The 18081-nt window shown below is 45.3% G+C and carries 13 protein-coding genes; all 13 read right to left on the bottom strand.

Annotated elements, in window-relative coordinates:
• Window positions 1-244 precede the first annotated feature (244 nt).
• Entirely contained in the window at window positions 245-1348 is a 1104-nt protein-coding gene (locus tag AACQ95_RS20860) for a glycosyltransferase (RefSeq protein ID WP_241279747.1), read from the bottom strand.
• Entirely contained in the window at window positions 1345-2118 is a 774-nt protein-coding gene (locus AACQ95_RS20855; RefSeq protein WP_241279745.1) for a glycosyltransferase family 2 protein, read from the bottom strand. The genes AACQ95_RS20860 and AACQ95_RS20855 overlap by 4 nt, the downstream gene beginning before the upstream one ends.
• On the bottom strand, window positions 2115-3338 hold the full coding sequence (locus AACQ95_RS20850; RefSeq protein ID WP_241279743.1) for a glycosyltransferase: 1224 nt from the start codon (window positions 3336-3338) through the stop codon (window positions 2115-2117). The genes AACQ95_RS20855 and AACQ95_RS20850 overlap by 4 nt, the downstream gene beginning before the upstream one ends.
• Complete coding sequence (locus tag AACQ95_RS20845; protein WP_241279741.1) at window positions 3335-5665, bottom strand: polysaccharide pyruvyl transferase family protein; 2331 nt, start codon at window positions 5663-5665, stop codon at window positions 3335-3337. The genes AACQ95_RS20850 and AACQ95_RS20845 overlap by 4 nt, the downstream gene beginning before the upstream one ends.
• Complete coding sequence (locus tag AACQ95_RS20840) at window positions 5655-6971, bottom strand: flippase (RefSeq protein WP_241279740.1); 1317 nt, start codon at window positions 6969-6971, stop codon at window positions 5655-5657. The genes AACQ95_RS20845 and AACQ95_RS20840 overlap by 11 nt, the downstream gene beginning before the upstream one ends.
• Before the next feature lie 186 nt (window positions 6972-7157).
• A complete protein-coding gene (wecA, locus tag AACQ95_RS20835; RefSeq protein ID WP_339357917.1) occupies window positions 7158-8228 on the bottom strand; it encodes a UDP-N-acetylglucosamine--undecaprenyl-phosphate N-acetylglucosaminephosphotransferase in 1071 nt (356 codons plus the stop codon).
• Between the two features lie 881 nt (window positions 8229-9109).
• Entirely contained in the window at window positions 9110-11095 is a 1986-nt protein-coding gene (locus AACQ95_RS20830; protein ID WP_241279735.1) for a nucleoside-diphosphate sugar epimerase/dehydratase, read from the bottom strand.
• The gene (locus tag AACQ95_RS20825; protein ID WP_241279733.1) at window positions 11092-12117 is read right to left on the bottom strand and encodes an MraY family glycosyltransferase; all 1026 of its coding nucleotides are present in this window, start codon (window positions 12115-12117) and stop codon (window positions 11092-11094) included. Before AACQ95_RS20825 ends, AACQ95_RS20830 begins: the two co-directional genes overlap by 4 nt.
• Window positions 12117-13073, bottom strand: coding sequence for an NAD-dependent epimerase/dehydratase family protein (locus AACQ95_RS20820; protein WP_241279731.1), 957 nt, complete (start codon window positions 13071-13073; stop codon window positions 12117-12119). Before AACQ95_RS20820 ends, AACQ95_RS20825 begins: the two co-directional genes overlap by 1 nt.
• Window positions 13073-13882, bottom strand: coding sequence for a glycosyltransferase family 2 protein (locus AACQ95_RS20815; RefSeq protein ID WP_241279729.1), 810 nt, complete (start codon window positions 13880-13882; stop codon window positions 13073-13075). Before AACQ95_RS20815 ends, AACQ95_RS20820 begins: the two co-directional genes overlap by 1 nt.
• Complete coding sequence (locus AACQ95_RS20810) at window positions 13873-14958, bottom strand: glycosyl transferase (RefSeq protein WP_241279728.1); 1086 nt, start codon at window positions 14956-14958, stop codon at window positions 13873-13875. Before AACQ95_RS20810 ends, AACQ95_RS20815 begins: the two co-directional genes overlap by 10 nt.
• Complete coding sequence (gene wecB / locus AACQ95_RS20805) at window positions 14955-16064, bottom strand: non-hydrolyzing UDP-N-acetylglucosamine 2-epimerase (protein ID WP_241279725.1); 1110 nt, start codon at window positions 16062-16064, stop codon at window positions 14955-14957. The genes AACQ95_RS20810 and wecB overlap by 4 nt, the downstream gene beginning before the upstream one ends.
• 4 nt (window positions 16065-16068) lie before the next feature.
• The gene (locus AACQ95_RS20800; protein WP_241279723.1) at window positions 16069-18078 is read right to left on the bottom strand and encodes a glycosyltransferase; all 2010 of its coding nucleotides are present in this window, start codon (window positions 18076-18078) and stop codon (window positions 16069-16071) included.
• Window positions 18079-18081 lie beyond the last annotated feature (3 nt).

Here is an 18081-nt window from a genome sequence, read left to right as displayed (position 1 = left end):
GAAAGAATGATACTCTTAGTATATATACTTGGATATGTTTCAGGCATTCCCCTATATATAATGTCAGGTATCGCATATGTATGCGTACATAATACACATATCAAAGTACAAATTATGGTTTGCTTATCTTTAACAAAACACAACACTATTAATATAAGCATAACCTGAAATTCAGGGAGTATTGAAAATCTGATAGAACTAAGGAAGGCGAAAATTACAGCGATTATAAACCAATAATATTTTATCATAGCTTTATAAGCTCTGTTGATTTCAACTTCAGCTTGTAATTTTCAAAAGAGAAATTCCTACCATACATCATTCTATACTCTGCAGATTTCATGATTTCACTCATGATTACTGGCAAATTATTATCAAACCATGAATCTATATTTTCACCTTCTTCAATACACATTCCAACATGTTGGTTAGTGATAATTTCATTTGGCCCCTCCCCCATTGAGGAGATAATATAACACCCCGAATTTAATGCCTCCACAAGAACTAACCCAAATGGCTCATTATAAGACATGTTAATGATTATACTGGCGTTGTTGTAGACTTCACCACTGTTATTTGTATACCCATGATAAGTGATTCGAGGATCGCTAATACTTTCATTCATTATATTATCAAGGATGTCCATACCTTGTTTATCATCAGGGTTAGCGCGTCCATAGATATGCAAAAAACAAGAGAAGCCATGTGCATGTTCTGCTAACGATTTAAAAACAGAGATAGTTTTATCAAGACGCTTCCATGCAGTAATCTGAGAGATACAAACACAATGTATTTCATTTTTTATAGTTTTTCTTTCAAAAGTATTTAAGTAACTGTCAGGATCAATGCAATTGGCTAAGAAAAACGTATTGTTAATACCAGCATGGGAAAGTTTTTTCTTTCTACCATTTGTAATAACAATTATTTTATCCACCAATATAGATATCAACTTACAGACAAGTACCCCCTTCATTCGCTCCAAGTTGTGGCTATCGTGAAGATAAAAAAACGACCTTTGACATAAGGCATAGGGCCAAGCCGCAACTAGTGACTCAAGGTCATTAAAAATATATATATCTTGTTTTTTATTCTTAAAGAAAGCATTTATATATCGCAACCCAGATAAAAAAAACCATAATAAACGCAGAGGGTTCGATGACACCTTTTCCAACGGCGGCACTTTAATGCAGTTTGCATACGGTGCACATTTATTTAGTAGCTGCGGAGATGCACCTAATAAATATAGTCCTCGGTCAGTATTTATTTCTTTCAGTGCTTGACACAGCACCGCCAACATTCTTTCCGCACCAGAGTAAAGATCAGATCGACTGAGGAGATAGATCGCTTTCATCTAAATACTACTTTTTTAAAAGCCAAAAATAATTTTGATTTTTTATTTAAATAAGTATATAAAAGCATCGCGAATGCAATATAAAAACGACCACCACTGAAGCATGATATTTTAAAAACCTCCTTTAATGTTGCCATATAGTTTATGTCATGAACCCCCCCCGCAGTCATGTATGCAAGCACACGATTTATTTTAACTGCATTAAATCCTGCAAGAAATGCTCGCAATGCTAAATCATAATCCATTGCTCTTTTTAACCTAAGGTCAAAGAGGCCAATACGAGAAAATACTTCAGAACTCATAATTGTAGATGGATGAAGAAAGGGCATAGCATAACGAATCTTCTGTTTATAGTTAGATGAAGGTTGCAAAACTTTCTCATCACCTCCATCAACCCATACCATATCGCCATAAATGATATCATTGCCATTGCCATTGCCATTTATGAAATCAATAACCTCTTGTATTGCCCCGTTCTGCAAGTAATCGCCTGCATTGACAAACCAAATAAATTTACCGGTAGCATTGCGAACACCTTTATTAAAAGCATCACTAATACCTAAATCTCTCTCAGAAACAATAAAATCAATCGATGATGCATATTTATTGTATATGTTATTAGACTGGTCGTTTGACCCCCCATCAATAACCAAATACTCAACATCGAACCTCTTTTGAGATATCACACTATTTAAGGTTATTTCCAACCCGTCTTCATATGCATTATAGGCGATAGTAATAATAGAAATAATTTTTTCACTATTTTTCATTTATATAATCCAGAGTATTTCTGTACAATAACATCTTCATTTCTTCGCTGAATTGAATTCTCTACAATTGTAGTTTTATCATATTTTAACTCTAGCATCGTGTAGATCCCCTCAGCTAAGCTCTCAGCTGACACGACGTTTAAAATTAATCCCATATCATAACTGCTAATTAAATCAGCCATCCCACCAATGTTAAAACTTACACATGGAGTGCCACATGCAAGAGACTCCACTAGCGTATTGGGCAGGTTATCCTGCAGCGAAGGGGCAACAAAGAGATCGGCCGCGTTATAGAGCAGACAGAGGCTGATATCGTCGTGCAGGCGTCCCATATAGTGGGTCTTGATCCCCGTGACTTGTTCGGCATCTCCTCGACTGGCGCCAAACACGACCAGTTCAATCTGCTTCGCCTTGCCCTCGGCACTAAGCTGCTGCAGCGCCGGGATCAGCAGGTGGTAACCTTTGCGCGGATCCGAGGTGCTCGACATGGCGCCAAACAGCAACAGTTGTTTGCCTTGTGGTAACCCCAGCGCTTCACGGGCCAGCTCCCGAGGCAGCGGGCGATAGAGGTTGTGATCGATACAGTTGCTGATCACCGACACAGGCAAGCCGGCAAACAGGCTACTCTGCCGGACGCAGTCGGCCAGCCAGTTGCTGGGTGTCACAATCTGAAATGACTTACCTGCCCATGCCTTTTGCTTGCGCCGAAATGTCCAGCGATCGAGATCCAGCCCACTATGTTGCTGATGGCGGCTGTCGCGGCTATATCCCATCCGATAACGCTCCGACGGCTTATCATCGTCGTAGTGCTCGGCCCCGCTAAAAGCCCACATATCGTGCAGCGTCCAGACCACGGGCTGACTTATGCGGCCAATCTCCCCCACCGACAGCATCTCTCCACCCAGCCAGTGCAGGTTGACCACATCGGGGGCCAGCTTGTCTATTTCACGTAGCAAGCCGGATGGAAGCAGGTTGAGTGAGTGATGAACCGGGTTAGAGCTTTTCTGCCAGCGCAAAAGCAAGCGGCTCAATGCAGCGGCCAGCTTGATACGCAATTGACGCAAGCCAGAGACCCTGTGTACGAAGGGATCATCCGAGCATTTATTGATCACCAGCATTTGACTATCGAGCCCCTGGCTGCGCTGGGCTTGATGCAAGCGAAAGGCGGCGCGTGCGGCGCCACCATCCAGATCGCTATAGCAAACATGCAGGATCCTCATGCTTCAGCCTCCTGCAATTTCGCCAACAACGCAGGGACAAAACTGAGCTGTTCCATGGTAATGGGAGTGGCGGGAGGTGCATCGAGAGCACTTTCTAGCGCAGCCACCAATTCATCAACCTTGAGATCTGTCATACCCAGCAGGGGCGCACCAAAGCGCTCAGCCAACGAACGGACCTTGCCTTTGCCCAGGGTGTAGTCCATGCCAACCGAGTTGACCCCCAGTCCCAGGCCAAACACCAAAGAGTGGAAGCGCATGGCCAGCAACGCATCGGCGGCTCTGAATGCCTCACAATAGGGCAATGGCGCCATCTCTGGCCCCAGCAATGAGTAGTCGAGGGCAGCCTCAAGCGCAGACTGCTGACGGAACAAGCGGCGGTAGAACCAACGATCGTCCGACCCGAAGTGATTGGTGCACATGGGCAGTGGCCGGATCACCAGATTCGGCCGTTTGGCGGCCAGCTGGATCAGGGCATCCACCACGACCCGCTCGTAATTGTCACGGATGGCCAACGCTTGGACAAGCGAGATATGACGGGCATATTCCTGATAGGGGAAGTCACGTAGCCCCAGCAACAGGACTTGGCGCTCGGGGTCTGACGTCTTGCTGGGCAGTTGTTCGGCGATGCTCGCCAACCAGGTAAAGGCGGGATCTTCTGCCACCGGATCCTGCGCTGCATCGACACCAATTTGCTGCGCATAGTCGCGTGAACGTGCATCCCGGTAAACCCTGATATCAGCCAATCGCAGAATGGTGGCAATGCTGTCATTGTGCCAGGTATCCCCAAGTGGTCCTACACCACACCCAGCCACAATGGTACGAGCTCGCCCCTGCTTGGCCCGCTCAAAGATGGCTTGCATGGGTGCTAGTGGGTCAATCGCCATCAAGGGACCGCCACCGAACACCACAAAATCCATATGGCGGGCAAGCCCGACCCCCTCTTCTGGTGTCACTATGCGGGTATTACGAAACTCCGGCATCTGGCGGCGAGTCATCTCACTGATATAGGGATTGAGGGCTACGACGACAAAGCGGGTATTTTCCCCAAGCTGACGCCTCAGCGCATGCATCACCCCGCCGATAATGCCTTTGTCTCCCAGGGTCTCGGTGCCATACCAGCCACAGATAAGCACTTGTTTGCCTTCTGTGGAGACCTGCGGGCGATCGCTCTGAGCTTGATAATACTGGAGCTGTTTGCTGTAGCCATGACGTTGGCGATAACGATTGAGTGTTGTAAAGCCTGGCACCCGGCGCAACTTGTCTTTAAAGCCAATACGCTCATCAATGCGCGCCATCATTATCCGGCGATAAACGGCTGGACTGGGCAAGCCCACATAGTCATGGTGGCAGTTGGCACATTCATTGGCGAGGATCTCGTGCAAATGGGCCTGGTTGCCAAAATACGCCTGCATGGGATCCCCATCGGCAATATTGCTCATCAGGGCTTTACTTTTAACCGCACAATAAGCGAGCTCACCTTTAGCGGTAATGGTGGCCCCACGATGTTGCCAGTCACATCCCGCCGCTCGCGGTTTGTCATACAGGATCTGATCAATCAGTGAACGATAGAATAAACGCTGCAACAAGCTGGGTTCGTAATACTTGATCAGGCCTTCAAGAAACTCGACGAACTCGTATTTTTCTTCAACGGTCAGCGCATATGGATCCAGCAGATTTTCCGTATAGAGCCGCTGATGGGGAACCCCCTGACGATACTTGATATACAGGTCACGACTGGCGCAAAATTCAAACAAGTCGGCCAGATGGAAAACATTCTCCCGAATGACGGTGCAACCAATTCGAACATTGTCTACCCCATCAAAATCGCTGAGAAATGCCAATACTTTCTTAGCATTCTCAAAATTTCCGCTGCGGCCACGCACACGGTCATGCACATCCCCGAAGCCATCCAGCGATATCATTACATCGAAATGCTTGCCACGGGATTTGACGAGGCGCCCCATTTTTTCGATCTGCTCGATCACTTGCAGATACTTGTAAGCATTGGTAATGAGAGATACCTGTTTAAGATTAGGCAACTGATCGAGCACCACCTCAACCAACTCAATCAAATCATCACGCAAGGTGGGTTCACCACCGTTAAAACCAATCCCTTCAACACGGCTGAACAGCTCACTGTTCAGCCCTTTGCGCAAATTATCAACCGTAATATCATGGCTTTTTTTGTTCTCCCAGATACGGCACATCTGGCAACGTGAATTGCAAATATCAATGACCGGAAACTGAATAACTAAGGGTTTTTCCAATGCGGCACTATGTCTAAAAAGCGAATGGCGTAGATGTTGATAAATAGATTTAAGCTTCATGATTCAAGTATTTCCGGTCACGAATAAAGTGATAAAGATGGGTTGGCCAAAAGGCACTGCTCTTGAGCCAGAACATAGGTCTAAGCTGAGGATGCAATAGATCAAAGAAATAAAATGCAGCGCCTAGCCCAGCAACAGTTGCAATGGCAGAGCCAGTAACACCATAAAGAGGGATCAACATCCAGTTTGTTATTGCGCTCACCGCCAGCCCAAATAAATTACGCTGCAAATTTAATTTCAGTTTGCGTTCTGCCACTAACCAAGAACCAGAGGTAATCCCCATACACAGGAAAATCCCCCCCCAAGTGTGCAATACGATGACGTTGGCACTCTCGGCATAATTCGGACCAAATAGCAAAGCAACAATCCAGTCTGCTGTAATACTGAAAAAAAGTGCAACAGCAACAGAAAGTATTACCAAAAAAGACATTAACACTCGAATGCCTTCAAAGTAGCGCTCGTATGAGGTACCACGTAATGACAACAGTTTTGGAAACGTAGTAGCGATAATGACCGAAGGTAAAAAATACCAAGCCTCGGTGATCCTGGTAGCAGCAGAGTAGATCCCGACACTTGCATCACCTGATAGCCACTGTAGGAAGATCTGATCAAGGCGCATAAAGAGTATCGCACCAAAGCCAGCAATAATTTCGGGCCAAGATTCCATAACCAGTTCGACACCTCGTCGCACCTTAACCTGTTCGAGGGTCAGCGCAAGATGACGTTTACGAATAAAGAAGGCGTAGAAAAATACTGCAACCAGCAAATACTCAATCATTACCAGCCAGACAAATACGTCAAGTCCTCCACCAAGCAGAATGACACCAATCTTGAGCAACGAAGTGACCAAGAAAGTGGCTAGCCGACAAAGGCTGATGACTTTAAAATCTGAGGATCCTTGAGCGTAAAAATCGAACACATCAAAGGCAATGAAAAACAATGAGGAAAAGATAATGGTGATAAACAACATATCTTCGGGCAGAAATAGTAACCCAATGACACTTACTGTGATCCATAATACTAAGGAAACAATCAGTCTAAGATAAAATGCAGTTACAACGGTATTGTTACAGAATAATTTATCTTCAAGGTGGTTAGCAACCTCTCTAACAATTATTCGATTAAGACCCAATGAGCTGAGAACAGATGCTATAGTGAGAAGAGAAATAAGATAATTTAGCTGACCAAATCCATCAGGCCCCAGACTACGCGCCATCAGGCCGCTAACTAAAACACCTATAACTAGACGACTCCCTTTTTCCAGCATCATCCAGAGTGTATTGTTTAATAATTTGTTTTTCATCATGGCTTTATATCATTCTTCAATGTACATCTCAATTTCACCTAAAATAGTTAAAGACTACCAAGGCATAATAATGCCCTTCAGTACAAGCATATATTAACTTCATAAATACAATATTCAGGCATACGTCATAGAGAACAACTGTAGCCCGCGCTCAGATACACGAATTTAATAATTCGGAAGTACTACTCAGTTATTATTATTGCTCAGCTGATTCTTATAGGCCTTGATCCAGCGACCTACTCGCCAAGCATAATTGAGGGAGAGTGTATAACCTGCAAACAACAGCAAATAAATAGCCATCATTGACCATTCAGGCAATTTTGCCTTTTCGGCCAGAATCCCCATAAATACGATGCCAAGATTTGTAACTACCATCAACAACAGTGCCTCGCGATGGGTAAAGCCGGCATGCAACAAGATATGATGGAGATGATTGCGATCAGCCTTCAGTGGGGATTGGCCTTTGCGGATACGCCGGATCATGATGCCGACCATGTCAATCAGGGGCAACCCCATCAGCCATAGGGCCATCACAGGCCTGAATGCCGGGCGTTGTTCAGTGACTTGTGAACCATAGATCACCAAAAAACCGATGATGAAACCCAAGAACATCGAGCCTGCATCACCCATGAAGATCTTGCGTTTAAAAGGTGGGATAGTGAGATTGATAGCCAGATAAGGTACTAGTGCAATAGCGATCACTAAACAGAAATTGGCCATTTCTGGCATGGTATTGCTGAACAACGTAGCCAACCCAACCAAACTGATCCCGGCCATTGAGCCGGCCAGTCCATCAATGCCATCCATCATATTAAAGGCATTAATCGCAGCACAAACCGCCAGCACTGCGACAACAACCTCACCCCAAGGCAAGTGAATGTCGCCGAGTCCCATCAAATCGCCAAAGTGGTGTAAACCGACTTCAGTTGATAGACATAGAACAACGATGAGTAACGCTTGCAGTCCGAGTCGTAACTTGGGCGAGATATCGAGTGCGTCATCAACCGCACCAATCACCATCATGGCACCAGCACAGAGCAACAACATTACCATAGGAAGGGAGAGAGGCATCGTCATAAAGACACTGAGATATACACCGATGCTGACAGATAGACCACCGATCAGCGGGATCGCCCCTACATGCTGTTTGCGCTTGTTCGGCAGGTCAACCAATTGAAGTTTGCCAGCGAGCGGACGCAAAAATGCGATAGCCATTGCAGTGCCCACGAAGGCGACTAGACCCGACATTTCCATCATTTTATCCCTGTATTATCCTTTCTTTTGCACACAAAGCGGCATCCTTGCAGACTTGAGCACATTTTTATTTTATCTGGTCGGCACTCAGATCCATTAAACAGCTATCAACCATAAACGAATCACACCATAGGTAAAAAATAATAAATTTTACCATTAAATAACCCAAGCGGTTAGGTTACATTCAACCGCTTACTATACGCCCTCCCACAAACCGGCAGAAATAAGCCGCTAGTAAATAAAAGTGACAAATGATGCCATTCAGAAGAGTGGTCACAAACACCGCAGGTTAAATATATGCCACAAATGTGACAAGCTCTTTGCCATATAGAAGTAAGCAGTAAGTGGGGCAGACAGAGCCAGGAGGGGCATATGCCTATAAAGCCTCGCTGGCGGTTCTGAGTATGTGCGAAAAAGAGGCGTGGCAATCTCAGCCCTTACAGCCTAACGGAGACAACCCTAAGGCGCCTTTAGGCATAAAGGCTCGTTAACTTGTTGTATTTTCTTGATTTAACTGCGTTACTGTTAACCATAACAATAATGGCAATGGCAAAAAAGTAAACTTTCAGTCAATAAACAAAATGGCTACCGCCCCTGAGTTACAGCTCCCAGCGTGCTCACAACCGACCCACATTGTGAAAAACATCAACAATCACTGCAGTTTTTTCAATCTGTGACTCTATAGCAATTAGTAAAAATAGCGAAAAAAAAGAGTAGCCATTGGCTATACATATGCGCATTTTACACACCCAAATGTAGGAATAATCCAAATGCGTGGGGAAGCATTCTACCTACAGTTTGCGGAAATGAGTAGCCAATCTAGTCCACAATCAGCTCAACTGTTCAAAAATCACACACAACAAACTGAGTGCTAATATAAAAAATCAGTGATTGGCAAGCAAAAAATCTATGTTATGAGAGGGAAGTTTAACGACATTATCACTTGGCGGTAGCTGCTGCCTGGCCAGCCACACCAGATCACAGATACCATCCGTTGGTTCAAATGCGGCAGGCGCATGCATCAGAATGTCGCGTACTTGCTGTTGATCAAAACGGTGACAAGCATCATCCAGTGAGGCCAGCAAGGGGCGCAGTCGCAACCAAGGCAGCCAGCTCTCTTGTGCCACCATGATCCTAGGATGTTCGGTTCCTCTGGCATCATCACCAATCAGTAACTCTTCGTATAGCTTTTCACCCGGCCGCAAACCCGTCACCTCGATGGCAATATCACCATCGGGCCGCAGCTCATCACGCAGTGTCAAGCCGCTAAGGCGTATCATGCGTTTGGCCAGCTCCATGATCCGTACCGGTTGCCCCATATCGAGCACAAAGACGTCGCTCCCCTCCCCCATTGCACCCGCCTGGATCACCAACTGGGCAGCCTCAGGTATCGTCATGAAGTAACGGATTATATCGGGGTGAGTCAGGGTGATGGGTCCGCCTTTATCTATCTGCTGTCTGAATAATGGCACCACAGAGCCGGAAGATCCGAGTACATTGCCAAAGCGCACCATACAAAAACGGGTGTTGTGCTTCTCGCGAGTCAAGGCTTGCAATATCAACTCGGCCAGACGCTTGCTGGCCCCCATGGTGTTGGTTGGCCGCACGGCTTTATCGGTGGAGATAAGCACGAATGTTTCAACCCCTGCCTCAATGGCCGCCTGAGCCGCATAAAGAGTGCCGAATACGTTGTTACGCACCCCTTCAATAATGTTGAACTCGACCAGCGGAACATGTTTGTAAGCAGCGGTATGGTAGACAGTCTGGATCCTGAAGCTCTGCATCACCGTCTTGAGGCGATGCTGGCGCTGTACTGAGCCCAATAACGGTACAAGATCTGTTTCGATTCCTTCACGCTGACACTGTTCACGCAGATTCTTATGCAAGACATAGAGGGCGTATTCAGATAATTCGAACAGTACCAGAGTGGATGGTCGGCACCGCAAGATCTGGCGACAGAGCTCAGAACCGATGGAGCCACCGGCACCAGTCACCATGACCGCTTTGCCTGTGATATTGGCTTCCATCAATTTGGTCACCGGCTCTACCGGATCTCTGCCCAACAGATCGTCGATGGAGACCTCATTGAGCTGATCGATGCGTGCAGAACCATTGACCAGATCGGCCATTCCCGGGATAGAGAGCACTTCGCAAGAGAGCGGCTCAAGCGCATTGATCACTTCCTGACGACGAGCCCTAGTACTGCTCGGCATGGCCAACAAGATCTTCTGTATCCCATGGTGGTCAATCAGGGTTGGAAGCTGAACGCTGTGGTAAACGGTACATCCCTGGATCACACACCCCTGCTTGGCGGGATCATCGTCAACAAAGGCGACGGGATAAAACTCATTGCCTTGCAACAAGGCCATTTGCAACTGCCGTCCCGAAGAGCCCGCACCGTAGATCAACACTTGGATACGCGCTAAACGGGTCGTATTGAGCAGCGCCCGGAAAAACAACCGCACACCACCTACCAGTAGCACTAGAAAGGATAGATAGATAACCGATACCGTTCGAGGCAGAAAGATATCGAAATAAAACGCAGAGATAACGAAGAAGCAGGTTGAAAGAAATGCTCCCAGCAAGATTGTCCAGAGCACTCGAAAGCTGACATATCGCAGCACCGCGCGATATAGCCCCAGCCGCACAAACACACTAATGCTGACGATAATAATTACGCCCAGCAGTGCCCAGTGATGGGGACTATTGATTGGCCAGCTATGTTCAAGCCGGATCCAGTACGCCCCCCAATAGGTCATTGTGATCAGGATCATATCAACGGCGACAGATACGGCACGCTTGCTGGCACGTGACATGGAGCCCAGGCCGGTCAGTAGCCAGCTACCACCGGGTAAAAGCTCATTTCTCATTCTGGTACTCCTGCATTCAGGTGATACGCAAGACAAGCTAACGGCAAGTAGGCAATGACCAGACCGATAACGCCATCGAGCGGGCCCAATACAATCATGACAGCGATCGGCGCAAGCCAGAGGCTATTTATAAGAAGCACAGCCAATGTCACGTTTCGATGGCTCTGCCAACGCCTCGCCGCATATTGGAATGCATGTGTCCGATGAGCCTCGCTCAGACGACACTTCAGACGATAGCGATTCAGCAACGTCCAGGTAGCATCAACCACAAATACCCCCAGCATGACGAGCCATGCCCACAAGAACTGGGGAGCGGAAGCGGCATCCAGCAACATCAGGGAAGCCAGCATCAAGCCAAGAAAACCACTACCACCATCCCCCATAAAGATCCTGGCTGGCGGAAAATTCCAGCACAAAAAGCCCGCAGCCGAGACCCCCAGTAGCAGAGTCAAGCCAGCAGAGGACCACTCACCCCCAACCAGATAATGAAATAACGCCATGAATAGGCAGACGACAACAGCCTCGCCTGCCGCCAAACCATCGATGCCATCCATAAAGTTGTACAGATTGATAAACCAGATCACCCCTAGCCAGGCCAGTAGATAACCGAACCAGGCGAGATCCATCTGCCAGCCAAAGAAAGTCAGCTCTGGCAAACCATCAACAGCAGATACCACCAAAGCTGCCGCAATGCTCTGCACAATCAGGCGGGTTCGGGGCTTGAGGGAGATGTGGTCATCGATAAAACCCACAAGTGCAATCCCAAGAGCCGCAGCCCATATCAATGCGAAGCTGCTCTGGGATATGCCATATAGCAGTGGGTTCAGGGCAACAAGCAAAGGGGCAGCCAGCAGAAAGGTTGCCACGATAGCCATTCCACCGCCTCTCGGGGTGGGCACCTGATGCGAACTGCGATGATTCGGTTGGTCAAGCAAGCGGGTCTGGGCGTAACGCCTGAGCAGGCCGGTCATGGTGATTGAAAGAAACAGACAAAACATCAACAACAAAACAAATGCCAGCATCAAGACGACTCACTATGGGAAGATGCCATCAGAGATAGGATCTGAGAGAGCGAATAGGGTGCCGACCATTGTAATCTGCTCTGAGCCTTACCGGTATCCATTTCCAGAGAGCCATAAATCCGTTGTAGCTTGGCATCAATCCCCAAACAACGGCCAAGCCCTCTTATTACTCTTGGTGGGAGATAAAACAGCCGACAGGCAACACCTTCTGCATCAGCAATCGCCGCCAACAACTGCGATGTCGACACCGCGACCGGATCTGCAACCAGAAAAACCTGGTTCACTGCGGCAGGGTGTTCCATCACATTTGCAATGAAGTCACACAGATTTGGCAATGCCAACAGGCTGCGCGCATTGTTCAAACGGGCAAAAGGTAGCGGAATCCCTGTGCGCACCCACGTCATCATGCTGGCGAAGTTAGCCTTCACCCCTTCCCCATAAATAAGAGGAGGACGAATGATGGTAACAGCCATATCACACTCTTTCGCGAGCGCCATCAGCCCCTGTTCCGCCTCATACTTCGAGCGTCCATAGGGATCCTCCGGCGGACTCAGCACATTTTCATCAAATGGCTTACCTGGCTCGGTATGCTCGCCATTCACTTTGATCGAGCTGATAAGGATGAAGCGCTTTACCCCAGCCTCAGCCGCCTGCCGGGCAAGAGTGAACGTACCCTCGGTATTCACCGCTCGAAAAACCGCCAGGGGATCTGTCACGGTATCAGATATCACATGCACCCTGGCTGCACAGTGAACGACCACATCCACCTGTTGCAATTGAGCTGTCCAGTTTGCATCAGCGGTCAAAGGGGGAGCCTGAACCTGGTACGAAGCGAGCGGACTACTGCGCACCGCACCTTTTACATTCGCCCCACACCGAAGCAGGTGTTCACAGACCGCCTTGCCTACAAATCCGTTGGCACCGGTAACCAAGACTGTACTTTTGATATCTGCCATTACCACCAACGCCAACCATGAATATTGAAGAAAGTCACCATTGAACGCCCAAACATCCAGATATGACGCCAGCCTTTGCGCGATGCATGACCACCGTGATGGACAACCTTAACCTGAGGAACATAAGCAATCCGGCTGATTTTTCCTGCCCGCAAACTGATGTCAAAATCTTCAAAATAGAGGAAAAAGCGAGAGTCAAACCCTCCGAGCTGTTGCAAAACATCTGTGCGAAACAGCATAAAACAACCACTGACAATGGGTGGGTCCCACAGCACATCATGATCGTTGAGCTGATCTGCCATCTCATATTTTGCCAGGCGTGTCTGGAATAACTTCTTCACACTCGCAGGAGCAAAACCACGCAGCAATAAATCAAATACGGTTGGATAGCGTTTGCAAAGCCGTTGTACCTCACCATCTTCCCATGTAGCGAAAGGCGTCAATAATCCGCATTCAGGATGTCGTTCCATAAATTCAAGCGCGTTTTTAAGTGCATCAGGATCGACCTCAAGGTCGGGGTTGAGGATGAGATGATATCTCAAGCCTTCACCATAGCGAATCGCTTGGTTATGTGAGATACCAAAGCCCGGATTATCTACACGACTAATATTCTGTACTGAGCTAAAGCATCGGATAGACTCTATATATTCTTTGATTTTCTGAGATGGGTTGATGCTATTATCGACAACGATTAACTTCGTGGATAAATTGTGACTACTAGCTGAATCTAATGCATCAGAAAATTTATCTAACACGGTGCTTAACAATCCCATTTCAGGATTAAATAAAACCATTGAGACTAAGAGCAAGTTTTAAAAACCTCATTATATAACACAGCGAAACGATTGCTCCATCTGGGGACTCCAGATTTCATATGGTCATGCGAAAAAAATAACGCTTCGACAGGCACAGAATAGGGGCAATTGCTTTGACTTCGAATCTCTCTATGATGCCATGCCATTTCACCAAAGTTAGTCGAGATAATAGGTATTTCTGCAAGCGCATATTCATAGTATTTTACAGGATCAACATACTTAGTAATGTCATTGACCATAAAAGGAATTATTGCCACATCAAACTTAGAGATTTCTAGCATGACTTGACTATGAGGTATTGCGCCTTTCAAAATAATATTTTTTGGCAAAGTTTTCGGAACTCTGCTCTTAACCGGGCCAAATAGATGAACAGACGATGCTGGATTTAAACTGGCAAGCTCTATCACCCATTGCCAATCAAACCAACTGGCAATAGTTCCAATGTAACCAAAAGTATGCTCCTGACCTTTGTCAGTACCTTCTTCTTTGGTTAACCCATCAGCACAGGCATTTAAGACTAGCAACTTTTTGTCATGAACAAACTTGTCATATAATTCATGACTAGAACACATTATGATATCAACTTCCTTGGTCAGTTTGGCTTCCATCATAGCCATATGCTTTCTTGATAACCCATTATAAAAAGATGGAAAGTCATCCATAGCATCATAACAGGAAAAGTCCCAGCGCCTTGCTTTGAGCAATGCAAGAGAAAGACGACATGGCTTACCTATAACAATACTCGCTTGTGCTGTTCCGACAAATTCAAGAATCGAGTTAATAGTTTTAGTTATGCGACTACCATTGAAAAAATAAAATAATAATCTAATGGGTTCTAAAGGAAGCAAAGCACCAGCAGAAATAACCTCCAAGTTTTCTATATTTGTAAAGTCTGATGGTTCCGGGGCATGACGCCCCGGAAGAAGATCTCCAAAATTAGGAAATCGGCTGGGATATGGATCGACCCATAGCAACTCATCAACACCATACGTAATTGCCATTTTCGCAAAAAAGTGGGGCCGTTGATTTATACTACTCCATGGTACGGGTGATATATAAACTAGTTTCATACAGGCTTGCTGTTAAAGTAATTTCTTACTATCTCTACAATACGCTGGCTAGCTTTTCCATCCCCATAAGGCGATGCACCAATTGCCATCTTATCATATGCAACTCGATCAGATAATAACTGAGAAGCCTCACGAACAATGTCCACTGTCTCAGTACCGATTAATCTAACAACGCCCTCTGTTACAGCTTCAGGACGCTCTGTGTCGCGACGCAAAACCAGCACGGGCTTACCAAGCGCGGGAGCTTCCTCTTGCACGCCACCAGAATCAGTAAGAATAAGATAAGCAGACTTCATTGCCGTTACAAAGGGGCCATAATCAAACGGGGATACAAGCTGAATACGCTCATGCCCTCGCAGATAACGATCAGTTACCTCACGGACATTTGGGTTTGGATGCACAGGAAAAAGCACATAAATATCTTCATGCTTTTCTATTAATTCCAAAATCGCATTACAAATATTGACTATTGGTTGGCCAAAGTTCTCTCTTCGATGAGAAGTGACCAATACAATACGCTTATCTTTGGGAACCTCTATACCAAGATCAAAGTCAGTCTTGGCTGTTTCAAGCAGTGCATCAATAACTGTATTTCCAGTTACAATAATCTGCTCTTGTGGAATCCCCTCACGAAGTAGGTTTTCTCTGGAGACAGATGTTGGTGCAAAATGCAGACATGCCAAGTGACCTGCCAGTACCCGATTTGCCTCTTCAGGGAAAGGAGAATAGAGATCGTGAGTTCTTAATCCTGCCTCCAAATGAGCAAACGGTATCTTTTTGTAAAAACATGCAAGAGCAGTAACAAACACTGTTGTTGTATCACCCTGCGCGATAACCATGTCGGGCTTCGCCTCATCCAGTGTTTTATCTATGCTCAACATTAGACGTGATGTCAGTTCTGGCAACGTTTGTCCCGGAGTCATCACATTAAGATCATAGTCAGCTTGAATGTTGAACAGGGCAAAAGCCTGATCTAGGAGATCACGATGTTGGGCCGTCGCAAGAACGGCAACATCAAAGTCATCAGATTTCTGTAAAGCTTTAACCACTGGAGCCATTTTAATTGCTTCAGGCCGAGTCCCAACAACACACATTATTTTCTTCATATTATTATTCTCCAGTATAATCCAAAAAGAAATCGCTATTTTCACCCCATTTATTTTTAAAATAGGATGCATTACGATTGAAAAGATTTACATAAAAATCGCTTTCTGAATTTGCCTTCGTGGTTTGATGCGGTTGATGTCTAATACCAGATAGATCTCTATAGCATATTTTGAATCCAATATTTTTTATCTGGAAAGAAAGATCTGTATCCTCAAAACATGTAGGATCATATTTTACATCGAATCCATCTATAGAACAAAAAATAGATTTTGGCATAAACATACCACAAGTTGCAAGATATCCTATGTCACTGCGATACCCTACTTGGATTGCTGTCGAATTCATAGCTCTATTAGGACAATAATCTGTTATCATACCCCCCAAATCTGAGCGGTGCTTATCAAACCACCCAGCACCCCATCCGATTGCACCAATCATGACATCTCGGTTCATAAGTGATAACGCTTCCTCAAAACATGAGGAAGAAGTGAACCATTGATCAGAATCGAAAAATACAATATATGGAGCAGTTGCTAACGAGGCCCCCAGATTTCTACCAGATGAGCATCCATTAATAGGATTCTTAACGATTCTCACTGTTGGGAAATTGTCTCTTACATACTCATATCCACCATCACTACTATTATTGTCTACAACTATAACTTCTTTAAGATAAGAACTACAATGCTCGATTAAAGTTGTAAGACACCTACCAATAATTCCTGCGTTGTTGTGAATTAATATTACCGCACTGACTGCATTAGAATACTCAGGCTTGGATGATGGCATTAGCTTGTCAAGACGAGCAAACCAAGAATTATTAGAAATAAAAATATCATTAGCTTGAGTGACATCAAGGGTATTTGTTTCTAACAATACTGATTTACAGAGATCACTAAACTCCTTCTTATCGTTAGCAATGCACACACCTGGATAATCAACAATTTCAGGAAGAAATGAAGAAACGACTTTCTTACCCATAAAAAGATACTCAAACACTTTGATGGGAGAAACGGCATCCGAAATTTTACCAGGAACAAAAGGCAATAATGTGAAATCACAGTAATGTAAGTAACTAGGTAATTCTTCGATATTCTTTGCACCGAGATATATTATATTATGGTAGTCATTTATTTTTTTATCTTGTGGTTTATCACCAATAAGAATAAAGGCAGTCTTAGGATTATTTATGGCAGCATGTTCAAGATAATCCCATGCAAACCACTCCCCATAAAGAGAGCCAAAATACAATGCAATGAAATCAAATCCTGATGGGTAATCGATTGGCTTTACGAACCGCTTGTATTTATCAAAAATGTATTCATTTGCAGCATTAGGTAAATACATAGCATCTGCTCTCCCCCTTTGCTTCAACTTCTCAACAAGAACTTTTGCTGTCCCTACGACAAGCACTGATTCAGTAATGAAACGTTGATAAATATTAATATCAAACCAGTCTCCACCTAAACTTGTCTCCCAATCATCAATTAACTCAAAAACTGTCTTTAAACCACGTTGATTAAACTTTTCGAAAAAAGGTAATGCAGCCGGATGAGGATGCTCAATAATAAGTGTTGCCGTAGACGATATTTTCTCCATAAGAGTAGTAGCATCTATGCTATTAATATAGAGGTGCTCAATGCCTTGAATACTTACCTCCGAGTCTAGGTGACATCCTTTTTCGAAGTCAAACTTTTTATAGATATAAAGGTAAACAACTTTCCTGCCTGCTTTTACCGCCGCTCGCGCTAACTGAGCTGAACGTTGTCCACCACCAACATCATCAAATGGGACGCCTGAGATAATTACTACATCATCACCAATATTGGTGCCAGCACTTTCATGAACAATTTTAATAGGGCTTGTGATATGGCTATACTCAACCCCATTTAATCTTCTATTGATCCACTTGGCTGCAATTCTAGTTACACCTTTAACGCCACTTTTTTTATATACAGGAATAGCTCTTTTTACTAGATAGCTGGCACTTTTAACATACCGTGAAAATGACATAGT

This window comes from Aeromonas sp. MR19 (genome assembly GCF_963899305.1).
Classification (GTDB): Bacteria; Pseudomonadota; Gammaproteobacteria; order Enterobacterales; family Aeromonadaceae; genus Aeromonas; species Aeromonas bestiarum.
This window is presented reverse-complemented; position numbering and strand designations above follow the sequence as displayed.

Coding starts and splice junctions, on each gene's coding strand:
- AACQ95_RS20825 (WP_241279733.1), bottom strand. CDS start 12,117: ATGCTGGCATTTGTTTTGTTGTTGATGTTTTGTCTGTTTCTTTCAATC.
- AACQ95_RS20855 (WP_241279745.1), bottom strand. CDS start 2,118: ATGAAAAATAGTGAAAAAATTATTTCTATTATTACTATCGCCTATAAT.
- AACQ95_RS20830 (WP_241279735.1), bottom strand. CDS start 11,095: ATGAGAAATGAGCTTTTACCCGGTGGTAGCTGGCTACTGACCGGCCTG.
- wecB (WP_241279725.1), bottom strand. CDS start 16,064: ATGAAGAAAATAATGTGTGTTGTTGGGACTCGGCCTGAAGCAATTAAA.
- AACQ95_RS20820 (WP_241279731.1), bottom strand. CDS start 13,073: ATGGCAGATATCAAAAGTACAGTCTTGGTTACCGGTGCCAACGGATTT.
- AACQ95_RS20845 (WP_241279741.1), bottom strand. CDS start 5,665: ATGAAGCTTAAATCTATTTATCAACATCTACGCCATTCGCTTTTTAGA.
- AACQ95_RS20860 (WP_241279747.1), bottom strand. CDS start 1,348: ATGAAAGCGATCTATCTCCTCAGTCGATCTGATCTTTACTCTGGTGCG.
- wecA (WP_339357917.1), bottom strand. CDS start 8,228: ATGATGGAAATGTCGGGTCTAGTCGCCTTCGTGGGCACTGCAATGGCT.
- AACQ95_RS20810 (WP_241279728.1), bottom strand. CDS start 14,958: ATGAAACTAGTTTATATATCACCCGTACCATGGAGTAGTATAAATCAA.
- AACQ95_RS20850 (WP_241279743.1), bottom strand. CDS start 3,338: ATGAGGATCCTGCATGTTTGCTATAGCGATCTGGATGGTGGCGCCGCA.
- AACQ95_RS20840 (WP_241279740.1), bottom strand. CDS start 6,971: ATGATGAAAAACAAATTATTAAACAATACACTCTGGATGATGCTGGAA.
- AACQ95_RS20800 (WP_241279723.1), bottom strand. CDS start 18,078: ATGTCATTTTCACGGTATGTTAAAAGTGCCAGCTATCTAGTAAAAAGA.